At 39.4% G+C, this 18,436-nt stretch carries 14 protein-coding genes, 3 pseudogenes and 1 riboswitch; of the genes and pseudogenes, 10 read left to right on the forward strand and 7 right to left on the reverse strand.

The genetic code is table 11. From position 1 onward, the window contains the following. Window positions 1-432 precede the first annotated feature (432 nt). Both uvrB and BHE89_RS12910 read left to right on the forward strand, forming a co-directional pair. A pseudogene (gene uvrB / locus BHE89_RS12905) lies at window positions 433-2,443 on the forward strand (excinuclease ABC subunit UvrB). A gap of 202 nt (window positions 2,444-2,645) precedes the next feature. After that, window positions 2,646-3,596: a DUF1266 domain-containing protein gene (locus BHE89_RS12910; RefSeq protein WP_069367509.1), complete on the forward strand. Its 951-nt coding sequence runs from the start codon at window positions 2,646-2,648 to the stop codon at window positions 3,594-3,596. Between the two features lie 104 nt (window positions 3,597-3,700). On the opposite strand, the gene yvcK is transcribed toward BHE89_RS12910, so the two are convergent. After that, window positions 3,701-4,639 carry a uridine diphosphate-N-acetylglucosamine-binding protein YvcK gene (yvcK, locus tag BHE89_RS12915; protein ID WP_069367510.1) on the reverse strand — a complete coding sequence of 313 codons (939 nt, stop codon included), beginning with the start codon at window positions 4,637-4,639 and terminating at the stop codon, window positions 3,701-3,703. 279 nt (window positions 4,640-4,918) lie between these two features. Next, a riboswitch (molybdenum cofactor riboswitch) is annotated at window positions 4,919-5,061 on the forward strand. Here yvcK and moaA point away from each other — a divergent pair. The 5 genes and pseudogenes from moaA to BHE89_RS12940 all read left to right on the forward strand — a co-directional run bounded on the left by moaA (window position 5,051) and on the right by BHE89_RS12940 (window position 8,161). Beyond that, a pseudogene (moaA, locus tag BHE89_RS12920) lies at window positions 5,051-6,032 on the forward strand (GTP 3',8-cyclase MoaA). It overlaps the preceding riboswitch by 11 nt. Window positions 6,033-6,071: 39 nt before the next feature. Then, window positions 6,072-6,551 carry a cyclic pyranopterin monophosphate synthase MoaC gene (gene moaC / locus BHE89_RS12925; RefSeq protein ID WP_023581221.1) on the forward strand — a complete coding sequence of 160 codons (480 nt, stop codon included), beginning with the start codon at window positions 6,072-6,074 and terminating at the stop codon, window positions 6,549-6,551. Next, window positions 6,548-6,793 (forward strand): molybdopterin synthase sulfur carrier subunit, encoded by a 246-nt coding sequence (gene moaD, locus BHE89_RS12930; protein ID WP_069367512.1) that lies wholly within the window; start codon window positions 6,548-6,550, stop codon window positions 6,791-6,793. Before moaC ends, moaD begins: the two co-directional genes overlap by 4 nt. A gap of 1 nt (window position 6,794) precedes the next feature. Continuing rightward, window positions 6,795-7,256, forward strand: a complete 462-nt coding sequence (moaE, locus tag BHE89_RS12935) for a molybdopterin synthase catalytic subunit MoaE (RefSeq protein ID WP_069367513.1) — start codon at window positions 6,795-6,797, stop codon at window positions 7,254-7,256. Between the two features lie 194 nt (window positions 7,257-7,450). Beyond that, complete coding sequence (locus tag BHE89_RS12940) at window positions 7,451-8,161, forward strand: Bax inhibitor-1/YccA family protein (RefSeq protein WP_069367514.1); 711 nt, start codon at window positions 7,451-7,453, stop codon at window positions 8,159-8,161. Window positions 8,162-8,269: 108 nt separating this feature from the next. Here BHE89_RS12940 and BHE89_RS12945 read toward each other — a convergent pair whose 3' ends face one another. The 5 genes and pseudogenes from BHE89_RS12945 to cecR form a co-directional block, all read right to left on the reverse strand. Continuing rightward, window positions 8,270-9,379: an ABC transporter permease gene (locus tag BHE89_RS12945; protein ID WP_069367515.1), complete on the reverse strand. Its 1,110-nt coding sequence runs from the start codon at window positions 9,377-9,379 to the stop codon at window positions 8,270-8,272. 12 nt (window positions 9,380-9,391) lie between these two features. Continuing rightward, the gene (locus BHE89_RS12950) at window positions 9,392-10,543 is read right to left on the reverse strand and encodes an ABC transporter permease (RefSeq protein WP_069367516.1); all 1,152 of its coding nucleotides are present in this window, start codon (window positions 10,541-10,543) and stop codon (window positions 9,392-9,394) included. Continuing rightward, a pseudogene (locus BHE89_RS12955) lies at window positions 10,536-12,305 on the reverse strand (ATP-binding cassette domain-containing protein). The gene BHE89_RS12950 and the pseudogene BHE89_RS12955 overlap by 8 nt, the downstream one beginning before the upstream one ends. A gap of 12 nt (window positions 12,306-12,317) precedes the next feature. Then, window positions 12,318-13,277 carry a secretion protein HlyD gene (hlyD, locus tag BHE89_RS12960; protein ID WP_286146110.1) on the reverse strand — a complete coding sequence of 320 codons (960 nt, stop codon included), beginning with the start codon at window positions 13,275-13,277 and terminating at the stop codon, window positions 12,318-12,320. A 40-nt stretch (window positions 13,278-13,317) separates the two neighbouring features. Then, entirely contained in the window at window positions 13,318-14,016 is a 699-nt protein-coding gene (gene cecR / locus BHE89_RS12965; protein ID WP_069367518.1) for a transcriptional regulator CecR, read from the reverse strand. 375 nt (window positions 14,017-14,391) lie between these two features. Between cecR and rhlE the strand changes: the two genes are divergently transcribed. The 3 genes from rhlE to BHE89_RS12980 all read left to right on the forward strand — a co-directional run bounded on the left by rhlE (window position 14,392) and on the right by BHE89_RS12980 (window position 17,168). Beyond that, entirely contained in the window at window positions 14,392-15,570 is a 1,179-nt protein-coding gene (gene rhlE, locus BHE89_RS12970) for an ATP-dependent RNA helicase RhlE (RefSeq protein WP_216081006.1), read from the forward strand. A 247-nt stretch (window positions 15,571-15,817) separates the two neighbouring features. Further along, complete coding sequence (gene dusC / locus BHE89_RS12975; RefSeq protein WP_069367520.1) at window positions 15,818-16,750, forward strand: tRNA dihydrouridine(16) synthase DusC; 933 nt, start codon at window positions 15,818-15,820, stop codon at window positions 16,748-16,750. A 169-nt stretch (window positions 16,751-16,919) separates the two neighbouring features. Beyond that, complete coding sequence (locus BHE89_RS12980; protein ID WP_069367521.1) at window positions 16,920-17,168, forward strand: GlsB/YeaQ/YmgE family stress response membrane protein; 249 nt, start codon at window positions 16,920-16,922, stop codon at window positions 17,166-17,168. Between the two features lie 77 nt (window positions 17,169-17,245). On the opposite strand, the gene sseA is transcribed toward BHE89_RS12980, so the two are convergent. Continuing rightward, window positions 17,246-18,088, reverse strand: coding sequence for a 3-mercaptopyruvate sulfurtransferase (gene sseA, locus BHE89_RS12985; protein ID WP_069367522.1), 843 nt, complete (start codon window positions 18,086-18,088; stop codon window positions 17,246-17,248). Between the last annotated feature and the right edge of the window lie 348 nt (window positions 18,089-18,436).

Here is an 18,436-nt window from a genome sequence, read left to right on the forward strand (position 1 = left end):
CCAATAAAAAAAATAAAAAAAAATAAATTTTGCCAATTTTTTAGGGATATTTTAAGGTAAAAAAAAAGACGTAACTTACCGAGAGATAACAACTTTGTGTAGTTATCCACTATTCCTGTGGATAACCTTGTGTATTACCATTATAAAAATACGCTGAATAGAGAGAATACAAGGCATTGCTAAAGATTGGCGCTATTCTCAACTTTTATTTTTAATTCTTATATATCAACTAATTAAATAAAATCAATAGAGCCAGTGGTGTCAGTGTGTCTCTTTGAATAATTAACAAAAAAGGGGGTTGCTTTTTGAAAAAAATGCAGTTCCAAAACTGGGGATAACTTATGCTAATTATTCAGGCAAATTTTATGAGATAGAGATTGAAGCTGGATTTTTATCCAGTATCATAAGGAGTGTCAGCGAGGAGAAGAAAATATGAGCAAAGATTTCAAACTGCATTCTGAATTTAAACCGGGTGGTGATCAACCTGCGGCTATTGCCTCACTCTGTGAAGGATTAGATGATGGTCTTGCTCATCAAACTCTTTTAGGGGTAACTGGATCAGGTAAAACCTTTACGATTGCCAATGTGATTGCCAATCTAAATCGTCCGACGATGGTATTGGCGCCAAATAAAACATTGGCAGCACAGCTTTATAGTGAGATGAAAGAATTCTTTCCTGAAAATGCAGTGGAATACTTTGTTTCTTATTATGATTATTATCAGCCTGAAGCGTATGTTCCAAGTTCTGATACCTTTATTGAAAAAGATGCTTCTGTTAACGAACATATTGAACAGATGCGTTTATCTGCGACTAAAGCTTTGCTAGAGCGTAAAGACGTTATTGTTGTGTCATCGGTTTCTGCTATCTACGGTTTAGGGGATCCTGATAGTTACTTAAAAATGATGTTGCATCTGACAAACGGCATGATAATCGACCAACGTGCCATTTTACGTCGCCTTGCTGATCTACAATATACTCGCAATGATCAAGCCTTTCAGCGGGGGACATTTCGTGTACGTGGTGAAGTGATTGATATCTTCCCTGCCGAATCTGATGATTACGCATTACGTGTTGAGTTATTTGATGAAGAAGTCGAACGCCTTTCACTGTTTGACCCTTTAACAGGACAAATTCATTACAATGTACCTCGTTTTACTGTTTATCCTAAAACGCACTACGTCACCCCTCGTGAGCGTATTCTTGAGGCGATGGAAGAGATCAAAAAGGAACTTGCGGATAGGCGCAAAGTTCTTTTAGCTAACGATAAACTTGTTGAAGAGCAACGTGTGACACAGCGTACTCAGTTTGATCTTGAAATGATGAATGAATTGGGATATTGCTCTGGTATCGAAAACTATTCACGTTATTTATCAGGTAGAGGTCCCGGTGAGCCACCCCCAACCTTATTTGATTATCTTCCCGCTAACGGTTTATTAGTGATTGATGAATCACACGTTACTATTCCTCAAATTGGTGGAATGTATAAAGGAGACCGTTCCCGTAAAGAAACCTTAGTTGAATACGGCTTCCGTTTACCTTCCGCGCTTGATAACCGTCCATTACGTTTTGAAGAGTTTGAGGCGTTAGCACCACAAACGATTTATGTTTCAGCAACACCGGGTAAATATGAACTTGAGAAATCAGGTCATGAAATTGTTGAGCAAGTTGTCAGGCCAACAGGTTTACTTGATCCCATTGTTGAAGTACGTCCTGTTGCCACACAAGTTGATGATTTGCTTTCTGAAATCCGTATTCGTGCAGCAAAAAATGAACGTGTATTGGTGACAACACTAACAAAACGAATGGCTGAAGACTTAACAGAATATCTTGAAGAGCATGGTGAGCGGGTTCGTTATTTACACTCTGATATTGATACTGTTGAACGTGTCGAAATTATTCGTGATTTGCGCCTAGGTGAGTTTGATGTATTAGTCGGCATCAACTTACTTCGAGAAGGTTTGGATATGCCAGAGGTCTCTTTGGTCGCGATTTTAGATGCTGATAAAGAGGGCTTCTTACGTTCAGAGCGCTCATTGATTCAGACGATTGGTCGTGCAGCTCGTAACCTTGAAGGTAAAGCGATTTTATATGGTGATAAAATTACCGATTCAATGGCGAAAGCGATAAGTGAAACTGAACGTCGTCGCGAGAAACAGCAACAGTTTAACCTTGATCATGGTATTGTGCCTAAAGGATTAAATAAAAAAAGTGGGTGATATTCTTAAGATTGGTCAACCTACGCAAGGGCGCAATAAGAAAGGGCATAAAGCAACAGATATTCATGAAAATTATCCGTTGTTATCAACGGCTGAATTGGAAAAAGAGATCCAACGTTTAGAAGCCGAGATGTATCAATATGCAAAAGATCTAGAATTTGAGAAAGCAGCGAGTACTCGCGATAAGTTGCAAGCATTACGCGCTCAATTTATTGCTAACTCTTAATTAGCGAATTAAGTTCACAAACCGCTAAAGGGATATCCGTATTTTTACAGGGATTATCCCTTTTTACCGTCTATCTTCCATTTTTTGCCTTGTTTGATATTCCCTTAATGGCGTTCAACTGTTTAAATACCACCACAAACAAAGCGTCAATTAGTTACAAAGATAAATAGTTACAAAGATAAAAAGACATTAAGGACAGTGAATGAGTGGTTATGTTTATGCAGGGTTTCCTAGCTCTGCTGGGGTAATTCTTGGTGTTATTCTTCTTATTATGCTTTTTAAATGGTTACGTAAATTTGCTGTACAAGATAGTGAGCTACAAAAACCATCAACAGTAGGGCAGGAGCCTATTTTATCTGAAGCAGAAAATACCTCGGGTCAATTGTTGCCCAACGAATGGGGGTTATATGTAGCAGCTCCTTACGCGGTAATGAATGAATGGGCTTATAACGAATACGCTCAAGGTAAAGATGATGGTGGATTATCTGCGGGTTGGGGAATTAACGACCGTTGGGATTTAGTCTATCAATTATTTTGGTTGCTCACTCAAGGCCACACTAATGATTTTTATCAACTACGTGACCAGATTTTGGATGGCAAAGAAGACGATGTTCAGTCATTAAAAAATGATATTTTACTTTCAGAATTAACGGAACACGATAAAAATGAGCGTTTATGGCAAATCGATATGATGAGCACAAATCGCATGAATATCCAAAATGTGAAATACCTTATTTGGGATCTCTGCCGTTTTAATAAGCTCTGTTTAGAAGGTTGCCAGCAAGGTTATATTACTCAACAAGAAGCCCAAACATGGTCACTGATGAGCGCATCAATGTTGCGTCGGATCTATGATGGTTGGGAAGATATGTGGAGAAACTTTATTGCAGCTCGTTGGTTTTGGGCAAGTGGCGATCAAGATTGGGTATCTTCTCATCAAGCGTTTACGGATGTTATACAAAATATTCTGAATGCAGAAGATACGCTGGCAACAGAAGAGAATTGGATCATGGAGTTACCTCCATTAGATTTAATGTCATTCTCTCGTACTGTGGCAGGTCTTGGTCTGATGAAAAATGATGTACCAATGACTCTTGACGAAATTGAAGAAGTGATTAGCCAGCGTATAACATTAAAGCAGCTTAATAGCTAATAACACGTTGGAAACCAATCGTGATATTGTGTTTTTATCGACAAAAACCGCACTTGCTATTTATTGCAGATGCGGTTTTTTTCTGAAAGCAGATAAGTTAAATACTATTTGATCGCTTGAGGTGATGCATTACGTTGCCCTAATCGTTGTAACGTTAACTCAATCGCTTTGCTTAATAGATGACGGTCGTGACGATAAGGAATATCTTTGGCTTCCAGTTGAGTTTGTACAATTAATCGACCTTTCATCGATTCATATTGTGTTTCAGGGCTAATAATCACGGCATCTATTGTTTGTAAACCAATATAATTCTCCATCATGGCGATTTTATCAGACATCGTCATGCTGGCAGCAGCAGGACTTAACTCTTTACCTAAGTTACCAATATAAATTGTTGTTGCACTGCTACGGCGCAATGCTTGTGCAAGCTCTGGCAGTAATAATAAAGGCATTAAACTGGTAAAAAAGCTACCTGGGCCAATTAAGATCAAATCTGCTTGTTCAATCGCTTCAATAGCTTCTCGTGTAGTCGGTACTTTAGGATAGAGATCAAGCTTTTGGGGGATCTTAGGTAAAATATCAACATTGACCTCACCATAAATCTCATTTCCTTGATCGTCTATCGCCATAAGATCAACGGCTTGTTCTGACATGGGAATAAGGTGAGCATTCACTCTTAATAACCCACGGATAAGATTAATGGCTTCTAAGGGGCGAACACTTAAGTTATCAAGTGCTTTAAGCATTAGATTACCTAAATTATGTCCTGCCAGCTCGCCTGTACCAGAAAAACGGTATTCAAACATTGCAGAAGCAACAGAAGGTTCAGTAATTAACTGATTAATACAATTGCGCATATCTCCCCACGCAATGCCACCTTCTTCTTGGCGAATACGGCCAGTAGAACCGCCATTGTCTGTTGTTGTAACGATACCAGTAAGACGAGAGCCTAAGTAGGAGAGTGCTGAAAGCACACGTCCAAGGCCATGACCACCACCAAGGGCAACAACACGATCTAAATCACTTAGCGTGCGATTTCGCATATTTGTTCTACTCATCTTTAAAAATTTGCCGCTAATTTATCACAATTAAATTTTAAGCCTATGATCACGACGTGATTTCATCACATTCCTAGTTTAGTTTTACTTTTAATAGCTTGATTTTTAATCAGCAAAGGTGTTTTTACTTAAGTTATTGGAGTGATTAAAGTGTCGTAAGTCGTTGTATTGTAAATTATATAGCGAAAACAGTATTCGCTTTTTGAAAGATTAGCAGGTAGAATCCACAATAAATATATAGGTATTAGAAACCTGTGATAAACAGGTAAAGATTAACTCCTAGCCTTAACGTCTAAGTCTTGTGTTTATAAGATATGATGTTCTGGCCGTGACGAAACAAGTCACCAGGGTGCAAGGTAGAAATGCCCGCATCTCCCGATTTGGAAAGGTGTTACTATGCAACAACTCGTTGATGCGTTTTCCCGCAAATTTTTTCTATTTACGTCTTTCAATTACAGACGTGTGTAATTTTCGTTGTACTTATTGCTTACCTAATGGTTATAAGCCTAACGGTCATAAATCATTTCTTTCGTTAGATGAAATCAGCAGACTGACACAATCTTTTGCCGCGTTAGGGACAGAAAAAATTCGCCTAACAGGTGGTGAGCCTACAATGCGTCGTGATTTTACTGATATTATCGCCACGATTAAAGACAATGCATCTATCAAAAAAATCGCGGTAACCACTAATGGCTATCGTTTGTCTAGAGATGTTGCACAATGGCGTGATGCGGGGTTAAGCGCAATTAATGTGAGTGTTGATAGCCTCGACCCTCGCCAATTCCATGCTATTACTGGGCAAGATAAATTTAGCCAAGTAATGGAAGGTATAGATGCTGCATTTACAGCGGGTTTCGAAAAAGTAAAAGTTAACGTTGTGCTAATGCGCAATGTAAATGACAAAAACCTCCCTGATTTTCTTAATTGGATCAAAGACAGACCCATTCAACTGCGCTTTATTGAATTAATGGAAACCGGTGATGGTAGTGATATATTCAACCGTTTTCATTTGTCTGGTGAAGTGATCCGCCAGCGCTTACTCAATGAAGGTTGGTTGCAAATTCCTCGCGCTCGTAGTGACGGGCCAGCTCAAGTATTTACCCATCCTGATTATCAAGGTGAAATAGGTCTTATCATGCCTTATGAAAAAGACTTTTGTTCAACTTGTAACCGTTTACGCGTTTCAGCTATTGGTAACCTCCATCTTTGCCTCTTTGGTGAAAATGGTATTCCTTTACGTGACTTACTTGCTGATGATAGTCAACAAGAAGCATTACAACAGCGTATTCAGGGGGGCCTTCTTCATAAACGAGAAACCCATTTTCTTCATCAAGGCGATAGCGGTATGACACCGAACTTATCTGTTATTGGTGGATAGTTTTTCGCTCTGTTATTTCGTTAATTTCAGGAGTTGTGCATGTCTCAACTAACTCACATTAATGCTGCCGGTGAAGCCCACATGGTGGATGTTAGCGCTAAAGCTGAAACAGTGCGAGAAGCACGAGCTGAAGCTTTTGTTGAAATGTCAGCAGAAACATTAAGCATGATCACCGAAGGTAAACATCATAAAGGTGATGTATTTGCAACCGCAAGAATTGCTGGTATTCAAGCCGCAAAAAGAACATGGGAGTTGATCCCATTATGTCATCCGCTGTTATTAACTAAAGTCGAAGTGCGTTTAGAGGCTCTCACTGGATCTAACCGTGTACGCATTGAATCTGTTTGCCGTTTAACGGGGAAAACAGGGGTTGAGATGGAAGCCTTAACTGCGGCATCGGTAGCAGCGTTGACGATTTATGATATGTGTAAAGCCGTTCAAAAAGATATGGTGATAGGGCCTGTACGCTTATTAGAAAAAACAGGTGGCAAATCAGGTCACTTTAAGGTGGAAGCATGATTAAAGTTCTCTTTTTTGCTCAAGTCCGTGAATTAGTAGGTGTTGATTCTCTTGAATTAGATTGTGAATACCACACCGTCGACGATTTACGCAAAGTATTAATCACCAAAGGTGAACGTTGGTCACTCGCGTTAGAGGATGGCAAGTTACTCTCTGCGGTAAACCAATCCTTTGTTCAAGGTTCTCACGTGATTAATGATGGTGATGAAATCGCCTTTTTCCCACCTGTTACAGGAGGATAAGATGAGCGCATCAACGCGTATTTCAGTACAAACTGAAAATTTTAGTGTGGGTGATGAATACCAATGGCTTTCAGAGTGCGACAGCGACGGTGCTGTTGTGACCTTTACGGGGAAAGTTCGTAATCATAATCTTGGTGATGAAGTGAGTACACTCACACTTGAACATTATCCGGGAATGACTGAAAAAGCACTGACAGAAATTGTGAATGAAGCACGTTCTCGCTGGCCTTTGCAGCGTGTCAGTGTTATTCATCGTGTAGGAACTTTGCATATTGGTGAAGAAATAGTGTTTGTCGGTGTCACCAGCTCTCATCGTAATAGTGCCTTCGAATCCGCTGAATTTATTATGGATTTCTTAAAAACACGCGCACCATTTTGGAAAAAAGAAGGGCTTTCTGAAAATAATGATAGATGGGTTGATGCACGCCAAAGTGATTATGACTCGGCTGAGCGTTGGGAATAAATCAGCACTCTTAATTAAATACTACATTACTTTACCTAAATTTATTTTATGGTGACATTTCATACAGTTTATTTCATGGAAATGTAAAATCAGTGTGATAAAATTAAATTCTAATGAGTCCATAATGGACTCTTTACTGAAATAAACGTTATTATTAAATCTAACGTTATCACTATGATTAAAGGGTAATCATCATGGATCGATTTTCACGTTCAAATGATTCAATCGTACAGCGTACAGGTTCTGGCCTACAAACCTTTATGGCTCAGGTTTATGGTTGGATGACGGTAGGTCTGTTACTCACTGCGTTTGTTGCATTCTACGTGGCATCAAGCGAAGCATTATTAACAATGATTTTCTCGAGCAAGATTGTCTTTTTTGGTTTGATCATTGCTCAATTAGGGTTAGTTTTCGTGTTATCTGGTATGGTTCATAAAATGAGTGGCGCAATGGCAACCTCATTATTTATGCTCTATTCCGTGCTAACAGGGGTAACTATCTCAAGCGTATTACTGCTTTATACCGCATCTTCCATTGCGAGTACCTTCTTTATTTGTGCGGCAATGTTCGGTGCATTAAGTATTTACGGTTACACCACTAAGCGTAGCTTAACAGGTATGGGTAGCTTCCTGTTTATGGGGCTTATCGGTATCATTATTGCGTCTATCGTGAATATCTTTATGCAAAGCTCAATGATGAGCATGGTTATCTCTTATGCAGGTGTGTTGATTTTCGCAGGTTTAACGGCTTACGACACACAAAAATTAAAAGATATGGGTAGCGAAATTAACCAAGAAGATAAAGAAAATATGCGCCGTTACTCAATTATGGGTGCATTAACGCTTTATTTAGATTTCATCAACCTGTTCTTAATGTTACTGCGTATTTTAGGCGACCGTCGTTAATTTTAGCGATATAACGTTGATAGACGCTGTTTAACCACAGTATAAAAAATAAACCCCACAACGTATAAGTTGTGGGGTTTTTTTTTATTGAATAGTTTAATTGTTGTTTTAAGCAATCTTCCGTTGGAAAAGATAATAGGCAATGCTACCCGTTCCGACTGTAATGACCAATAAAGGCCACAAACTGTGCCATATAACAGTGATGTCAGCATTTTTAAGGTAAATCTGTTTTGTGATATCAGTGAAATGACGAATTGGATTTATCCATGTGGCATGTTGTAGCCAAATAGGCATATTTTCTACGGGGGAAATATAGCCAGATAATAACACCGCAGGCATCATAAACACGAAAACACCAATAAAAGCCTGTTGTTGTGTTGAACTTAATGCTGATATTAATAAACCAAACCCTACTAGCGATAAGCCATAAATCAACATGGTAAAGTAAAACAGCAATAATGAGCCAGAAAAGGGAATTTGATAACCAAATATCCCAATAATTAATACGATGGTGCCTTGAACAGCGGCCACAACCATTGCAGGAACTGCTTTACCGACAAAAATTTGCCATGTTGATAGGGGGGAAACTAACAGCTGATCTAATGTACCTTGCTCACGCTCTCTAGCAACAGAAAGTGAGGTAACTATCATTACGCCAATGGTAATAATTAACGCAACTAAAGAAGGTACAATAAACCATTTATAATTTAAATTCGGGTTATACCAATTGCGAACAATAAGTTCTGTTTTATTCAGTAGAGAAGGTGTATTGCCTGCTAATTCAGTTTGATAGTTTTGTACAATTTGCTGTACATAATTAGCCGCAATTTGCGCACTATTAGAATTTCGACCATCTAGGATTAATTGCAATTTCACAGGAACACGGCTTTCTAAATCGGCACTAAAATTTTGTGGAAAGCGAACTAATAAAAGCGCTTTGCGGTTATCAATAGCTTCTTTTATTTCATGTTCATTTTTAAGCAAAAGAGTCTGAGAAAATGCACTTGCTTTGGCGATACGTTGGGTTAACTCAATAGATTGTTTACCATTATCTTCATCAAAAATGGCAATAGAGGCATTGGTCACATCTAACGTCGCAGCAAAAGGGAATAAGATCATCTGGAAGATGACCGGCATGATTAAAATAATACGCGTTTGAGGCTCTTGTAATAATGATTGTAACTCTTTCATTATCAGGGTGAGAAGGCGATAAAACATAAAGCTCTCCCTTTAATCTAATCGACGACGTGTTGCTAACGCCGTTAATCCAATAAAAAATATCGCCGATACAATCAATAGCCACATATCTAGCATCAATATCAACGGAATATCACCCGCTAAAAATAGCGTTTGCAAACTGCTTACAAAATAACGCGCGGGAATAAAATAGGTCACGACTTGAATAAAGATAGGCATGCTATCAATTTCAAAAACAAAGCCTGATAACATAATGGCGGGCAAAAAAGCCGCATTTAACGAAATCATTGCCGCATTAAATTGATTACGCGTTAGCGTGGAAATAAGCAATCCCATACCTAAAGCAGTCGCTAAAAAGAGCGAGGTGATCCCGCCTAAAATCCATAACGATCCTCGATAAGGCACGCCAAGCACAAACACCGTAACGACCATACATAACACCATGACAAAGCTACCTAACACTTGGTAAGGAATAAGCTTTGAAAGTAAAAGTTCTGTGCGTGTAATTTGAGTGGAAAGAAGGGCTTCCATCGTACCTCTTTCCCATTCGCGGGCAATCACTAACGAGGTAAGAATAGCGCCAACGACTGTAATAATAATCGTGACAGCCCCTGGAATAATATAGTGCTGACTTATTGCCGCAGGATTAAACCAATAACGAGGTTCTATTTCAATTAATGGCGTAGTATCAATTCCCTTACTGATAGCTTGCTGCTGCAACCAAATTTGCCACACGCCTTTGGTATAAGCCTGTACAAAGTTTGCCGTATTGGGCTCACTGCCATCAGTGATCACTTGAATGGGGGATTGAGTATCCTGACGAGCCAGTAATTCAGCAAAATTAACAGGAATAACGACAATACCTCTAATTTGCCCCGCCTGCATTTTATCGATTAATAATTGTCGATTATCGCTAATAGTTGCATTGATATACGGTGAATTGGTGAAGGTGTAAACAAGCTCTTGTGCTGGTTGACTTTGTTGATTAGTTAAAATACCAATATTTAATTTGCTTGAATCTAAATTAATGCCATACCCAAAAATAAACAGCAAAGTAAGTGGAATAACAATCGCAATTAGCGCACTACTGGGATCACGAGTAATTTGCTTTGTTTCTTTTAAACACAGTGCGTATAAACGTCGCCAAGAAAAGCGAGCATGAGATGATTGAGCTGAATTATGCATGTTTTTCGCTCCCTTTATCATTTTCACTTTCAAGTTTTTTATCGTAATCCAGCACTAAACCAATAAAGGCATCTTCCATTGAAGGGGTTGGATTATCCTCACTGGCAACCATTTTTTTGAGTGAATCTGGTTCGCCTGCCGCAATGATTTTTCCTCGATAAACTAAACCAATGCGATCACAATATTCTGCTTCATCCATAAAGTGAGTGGTAACCATCACGGTTACTCCTTTATCAACCATGCCATTAATGTGTAGCCAAAATTCTCTACGTGTTAATGGATCAACGCCTGATGTAGGTTCATCTAAAAAGAGAATATCAGGCTCGTGCATTAAAGAGCACGCAAGGGCAAGGCGTTGTTTATAGCCTAAAGGCAAGGTTTCAGTGATTTGATTTACCATGGGTTGTAAACCAAAGGCTGTGATCATATCGTTGATTTTATTGTGTTGCTGTTTACCATGTAAGCCATAAACACCAGAAAAGAATTTCAAGTTTTGTCCCACTTTAAGGTTGCCATAAAGTGAGAATTTTTGTGCCATATAACCTAAATGTTGACGCGCTTTCCCTGAGCTTTCTTTCAAGTCCATACCAAGCACAAGGGCTTTACCGCTAGTGGGAACTAATAAACCGCACATCATTTTAAAGGTTGTCGATTTACCTGCACCGTTAGGACCCAATAAGCCAAAAATTTCACCACGTTTAACTTGGAAATCGACATGATCGGTCGCAGCAAACTGCCCAAACATTTTGGTTAACTGTTGTGCTTCAATCACGGTTTCATTAGGTGCGGGAGGGATCTGAGGCATAATTTCAGCTAATTCAGACTTATGAGAAGGGCCGCCTCCTAATAAATCTATAAAAGCATCTTCAAAGCGAGGTGTGGCAGGAATAAGCTTCGCATCAGGTTTACCCAAAGCACTTAATAATTCAGTTTGATTACTCTGTTTTTTCAAGATCAAACGAACGGATTGCCCTTGAATAACACCATCAGTGACTTGAGGTTGAATAATTGCTTGTTGCAATACTTTTCTACGCTGATGACCTTCAACATTAAGTAGAAAAGAGCGACCTACCATTTTTGCGGTTAAATCTTGAGGGATACCACTATAAAGTAGTTCTCCTTTGTTAAGTAAGAGAATGTTTTTACATTGTTCTGCTTCATCAAGATAAGAAGTGCTCCAGAGGATCAACATGCCATCACTGGCCAAAGCATGCACCATTTGCCAAAGCTCACGGCGTGCAATGGGGTCGACCCCAACGCCGGGTTCGTCAAGAAGCAGAACTTTAGGACTCCCTAATAAAGTACATGCAAGCCCAAGCTTTTGTTTCATTCCGCCGGAAAGATTACCTGCAAGGCGAGATGTAAAGCGAGTGAGATCGGTAAAGGTGAGCAATTGGTGATAAACTTTCTCTCGCTCCTCACCGATGACATTTTTTAAGTCAGCATAAAGATTAAGGTTTTCTAAGACCGTTAAGTCTTCATAGAGCCCAAATTTTTGTGGCATATAGCCAAGAATAGCTCTAACATCGACACTCTGTTTTTGCGGATCCATTCCTAAAATACAGATATCACCAGCATCCGGTTTTAATAAACCAGCAAGCATACGCATTAAGGTTGTTTTGCCAGCCCCATCAGGACCAACTAACCCCCGTTACAGAGCCACCTGTGATGGTGCTGTTAATGATGAAACCGCGGGGCTTTCCAGTCCTATAAAGCGTTTCTCAACATCTTGAAGTTTGATGGTGTAATCAGTGTGTTCCATTTTGCCTCCCACTTAATGAGTAGGTGCAAATTTTAAGGTAACAGGCATTCCTTGGCGTAATGTGTCATCGGCATCCGTCACAACCACTCTGAGGCGATAAACTAAATCGGTTCTTAACTCCGGTGTTTCAACACTTTTTGGGGTAAATTCGGCGGTGGGTGATACAAATCCAATCGTACCGTGATAAGGCTTATCTTTACGTCCATCGGTATATAGATAAACTTCTCGATTAGGCACAGCTTCGCTTAAGTGAGTTTCACTGATATAAGCTCTGACCCAAACGGGATTGGTTAATGACACGGTAAATACAGGGCTTCCAGCAGATAACATCGTGCCAGGCTCTACAGCGCGAGTTAGCACAGTACCTTGTGATGGAGAGAGTAATTGTGTGTCTTGGAGATTTAACTCAGCTTGTGCAACGGCGGCTTTAGCTTGCATAACTTGTCCTTTTGCCGCATCAATATCTTCTTTTCTATAACCATTTTGATACTGATTTAGCTTATCTTGCGCTGCTTTTAAGGCGGCTGCTGCTTGATTGCGATTATTTCTTGCGCTATCTAAATCGTTGGCTGAAATGACTTTTCGGTTAGCAAGATCTCGCTGACGTTTATAAAAATTATCTGCGTATCGCCAAGCAGCTTGTTTTAATGACACATCAGATTGAGCTTGCGCGATTTCTTCAGTGCGATATCCCGCTTCCATTAAAGCGAGTGAAGCAATGGCACTATCACGCTCACCATAAGCTTTATTGAGTGCATTGCGATAGGGGGCATCATCAAGCTTGCCTAATAATTGCCCTTTTTGCACAGGAGCACCTTCATCAACTTGTAGTGTGTCTAACCTTCCAGCCACACGAAAACTAAGATTAACTGTACGTATATCGACATTGCCATAGAGTACTAATTCAGACTCTTTGTTTTCTTCGTAATAATAGATACCTGCAACAATACCGATAATAATCATTAAGATAATAAAACAAACTGACTTTTTTTAGTTTTCATAATAACTCTATTTATGCATGATGAGTGTTAGTGTAAATCTCTCTTAATCCGTTGAGTAATAAAGTAATATGCGTTTTTAAGGTGTTGGAGATAATCTGATACTCATTTTTACCAATTCTATCCCATCCCGTTTGCCTTAGGATCGTTTCCCTCACTAAACGAAATGATAACACTTCTCCCAATATAGCGTGAGTATGTAACATCGTTGTAGGCAGAGCAGCATCTAAACCAATATAGATGGCTAATAGTTTGTTTACACGCGTTAAAAGAGGCGATAACGCTTGCTGGTGGATCAAGGAATATGCTTCGGTTGGAACAAGCTGTTCCCTTGCCATAATACGACTAAGGTGAATATTTTCTTTATCAAGCACAAGGCGAGCATATTGTAAAAAACTATCTGTGATAAGCGTTTGCAGTAATGGGAGGTGTTCTGCTGGGTTAGGTTGTTCAAGAAATTCGTCAAGAATGACCACCGTTGGTTCAAAATCAAGGCGAATAAGATCAGCAATATGCTGTGCAACGGCAAGATATAACCCTTCTTTGGAACCAAAATAATAAGCGATAGCGGCAATATTTTGTTGAGCAGCTTGTGCAATTTGGCGTGTTGTGGCGGCATCGGGCCCATTTTTACCAAAGATCTCACATGCCGCTTCCAATAATTGTCGTTTTGCTAGTTCACCGCGCGTCGTCTTCTGTTGGGTGTCTGACATGATAGAAGATACCTTACTTAAGTAAAATGTAACAAAACCAATGATATTAAAAACAGCGATAACAAGGCATATTATATTAGATGATATTGAACAATAGGGGAAATTTGTGATAAATAATCGAATAAAGATGATATGTAATAAAAAAAGTGCAATCTATTATTGAAAATTATTTTTGTATTCTGAATATAGCAAAAACTGTTAGAATAGGGATTATTAAGTTAACCTAATAAGGTTCATTCTCTTTCATCACTGTCTATACTTAAAAATAATAGTACCTATATAGCAATAATGCTTATAGATTGACAGCGTAAGAAAGCCCGTCATTTTTAATTTCAATCACCGTGTTATACGTTCTGGTTGTAGGAGACTACTGTTTTGACCGATTTTACATCGCTTGGTTTAAGTGAGGCGCTTCTCCGCGCTATTGATGAACAAGGGTATAAAACCCCAACCCCTATTCAACAGCAGGCGATTGAGCCGATTTTGGCGGGTAAAGACGTATTAGCGAGTGCGCAAACCGGTACAGGTAAAACAGCAGCTTTTACATTACCAATATTGGAAAAATTATCTCAATCAGCAATCAAAATAAAAGGTCGTCAACCTGTTAAAGCGCTAATTTTGACACCAACGCGCGAGCTTGCGGCTCAAATTGCTGAAAATGTAAAAGCGTATAGCCGTTATATTCCTATTCGTTCATTAGTTGTTTTTGGTGGTGTGAGCATTAATCCACAAATGATGAAGTTACGTGGTGGTGTTGATGTATTGATTGCAACCCCAGGACGTTTACTCGATCTTGAACATCAAAATGCGGTTGATCTTTCTCGCGTTGAAGTTTTAGTGCTTGACGAAGCTGACCGTATGTTAGATATGGGCTTTATCCACGATATCCGCCGAGTGATTAGTAAATTACCGAAAAAACGCCAAAACTTACTGTTTTCAGCGACGTTCTCTAAAGAGATCACGGGTCTTGCCAATTCGCTCTTAAATGATCCAGTGAGTATTTCTGTTGCCCCAAGAAATTCAGCTGCTGAATCTGTCGATCAATATGTCCATTTAGTTGATAAAAAGCGCAAAACCGAACTGTTATCACATTTAATTGGTTTAGAGAATTGGTCACAAGTCTTGATTTTCACCCGTACTAAACATGGTGCAAATAAACTTGCTGAACATTTAAATGCAGATGGTATTAAATCAGCAGCTATTCATGGTAATAAAAGCCAAGGTGCAAGAACTCGCGCATTAGCTGATTTTAAAGAGGGTAAATTAAAAGCATTAGTTGCAACAGATATTGCCGCTCGAGGTCTTGATATTGACCAACTGCCATATGTCGTCAATTTTGAATTACCACAAGTAGCAGAAGATTATGTGCATCGCATTGGTAGAACGGGTCGTGCAGCTGCAACGGGTAAGGCAATTTCGCTTGTTTGTGTTGATGAGCATGGTTTATTAGCGGATATTGAACGTTTATTAAAACGCGAAATTCCACGTTTAGCATTAGAAGGTTACGATCCTGATCCATCCATTAAAGCTGCGCCTTTGCATAAAAAAACCTAAGAATAATGCACCGCGTAGAAGTGGGGGGCGTGCTGATATTCGTGGTAAAGACAATCGCAACAACAGTCGTAAAGACGGCGATAGCGAAGGTAAAGCGTCTGGACGTAATAAAAGCAAAGAAAACTACCGTAATAAAGATGGCTCTCGTACCGGAAAGTTAGGGCCTCGTCGTTCACGTAAAAGTGATGAAGGTAGTGATAATCAAAGCCCTTGGTCAAAAGCTAGAAAAGAGTTTTGAGGTTAAAAAGTGCGAGTTCTATTAGCGCCAATGGAGGGGGTTTTAGACCCCCTTGTGAGAGAATTACTTACTTCAATTAACGATTACGATCTCTGTATTACCGAGTTTGTAAGAGTTGTCGATTCATTACTACCAACAAAAGCATTTTATCGTTTATGTCCTGAATTGCAGACAGAAAGCCGTACGAAAAGTGGTACACTGGTGCGAGTACAATTATTAGGACAACACCCACAATGGTTGGCTGAAAATGCTTTTAGAGCTGTTTCTTTAGGCTCTTGGGGGGTTGATTTAAACTGTGGATGTCCTTCAAAAACAGTTAATGGTAGTGGTGGTGGTGCTTCACTTCTAAAACAGCCAGAAACGATTTATCAAGCAACAAAAGCAATGCGTGATGCAGTGCCTTTAGCGTTACCTGTTTCTGTTAAAGTGAGACTTGGCTGGGATTCATCAGCATACAGTCATGAAATTGCAGATGCGGTGGTACAAGGTGGTGCTACGGAAATTACCATACATGGTAGAACAAAAGAAGATGGCTATAATGCTGAAAAAATTAATTGGCAGGCCATTGGTGATATTCGTCAGAGGCTTTCAATCCCTGTCATTGCTAATGGCGAAATTTGGAACCGTGAAGACGCATTAGCCTGTTTAGCGACAACAGGTTGTGACGCGATAATGATTGGTCGTGGTGCAATGAATACCCCGAATTTAAGTCGTGTTGTAAAAGGCATAGAAGCTAGAATGCCTTGGCTAGAAGTGATTGAATTATTAAAGCGTTATGTTCGCTTAGAAAAGCGCGGTGATACGACGATTTATCATGCATCACGTATTAAACAGTGGTTTAGCTATTTACGCAAAGAATATCCAGAGGCAGATGAGTTATTTAGGCAAATCAGAACATTAAAAACATCCCCAGAAATTGCGGTCGCAATAGAGGCGTTGTAGTTTAAAATAGGCTTATTTTTTGCGTTTTAAGCAATAATTTTTCTATTTATCTTAAATATGATGTTACTTATCTCCAATAATTGGAAAAAAATAACTATTCCGACTTACACTCAATAAGTAACATTTTTTAGGTATGTTGTTTTATATCATGACTATTCTAGGGGGAAATATGGGAATTCTTGCTTGGATCATTTTTGGTTTGATTGCGGGTATTTTGGCGAAATTCTTAATGCCAGGCTCTTATGATATTGGTCTGATATGGACTTGTATTTTGGGTATTGTGGGTGCGGTTGTTGGTGGTGCAATTAGTAGCTTCTTTGGAAAAGGTAAAGTGGATGGCTTTAACTTTGGTAGTTTTGTTGTCGCTGTCATTGGTGCCATTGTCGTGCTCTATCTTGCGAAAGTATTTGCAAGCTAATACCTTCATATCCAATAGATACTGATAATAAACCCGCATAATGCGGGTTTACTTTTTCTAATGCAAAACGCATTCAATTAGCATTCACAAGGAAGGGCACTTTCAGCCCCCCACTGCGCCCAAGAACCATCATAAAGCGCGATAGATTGGCAATCCAATACCGTTAACGCTAAAAATAAAATCGCCGCCGTCATACCAGAGCCACAAGTGACAATAATGGGTTGTGATAAGTCAACATCGGCTTGTTCAAAAATTTGCTTTAGCTCAGCCTTGCTTTTCAATTGCCCATTAACAACAAGTTCATTCCACGGAACGTTTTTACTGCCAGGAATGTGCCCTCTGCGTAAACCAGGACGAGGTTCTGGTGCTCTGCCATAAAAACGATCTGCGGAGCGAGCATCAATCATCTGCTTTTGTTTTGTCTCTAAATTATCAAGAAGTTGCTGCTTATTAACATAACGTTGTGCATCACGTTCGACAATAAAAGGAGACTGTGTAGGTACTTTAATTGCCTCCCCTTGTTCTGTCGCAAACCCTGCTTCAATCCATGCGTGCAAACCACCAGCAAGAATGCGCACATGACGACAACCTAAGGTTGTTAATGTCCACCAACCTCTTGGTGCCGAGAATAAATTGCCTTGATCGTAAAGAATGACAGTCGTGGTATTAGAGATACCTAATTGTGTCAGTGTTTCTGAAAACAATGCATCAGAAGGTAGCATATGGGGTAATGATGTTGTTTTATCAGCGACCTCATCAAGATCAAAAAAATGGGCATGTGGAATATGGTTTTTTAGGTAAAGTGCTTGATAATCAATATCTTGAGTTGGCATTGGTGCACTTACATCAAGGATCACAAGATCAGCGTTATCTTGTTGTTCAAATAGCCATTGGGGAGTAACAAAGTAATCGTATTCCACGGTGCAACCTCATTTATTTAGCAGAAGGTGAGCTGTCTGGGATAGCTGGAAATTGCTGGGTAGGTGAAGTTTCAGGTTGTGTTTGCTCTGTTTCTACGGGTGTCGTGGAGCGTGTATAGATATTTAAGCCCGCAAGAAAAACACCACCGATAGAACCAAAGGCAAGTAGTGCGATAATAACAATAATTATTTTTTTTCATAATGTTCATTTGCAGATGAATGTTACGTAAAAGTATATCGAGATATGAAGTTGAAACAAGTAATAAGTCGGTTTAATCGACAAATGATAGTGGCTAAAACGTCAATTTTTTTAGGTAAAAAAAAGAAAAATAGAGAAAGAAACAGGCT

The sequence above is a fragment of the Shigella sp. FC1967 genome, assembly GCF_001743005.1.
GTDB lineage: Bacteria > Pseudomonadota > Gammaproteobacteria > Enterobacterales > Enterobacteriaceae > Proteus.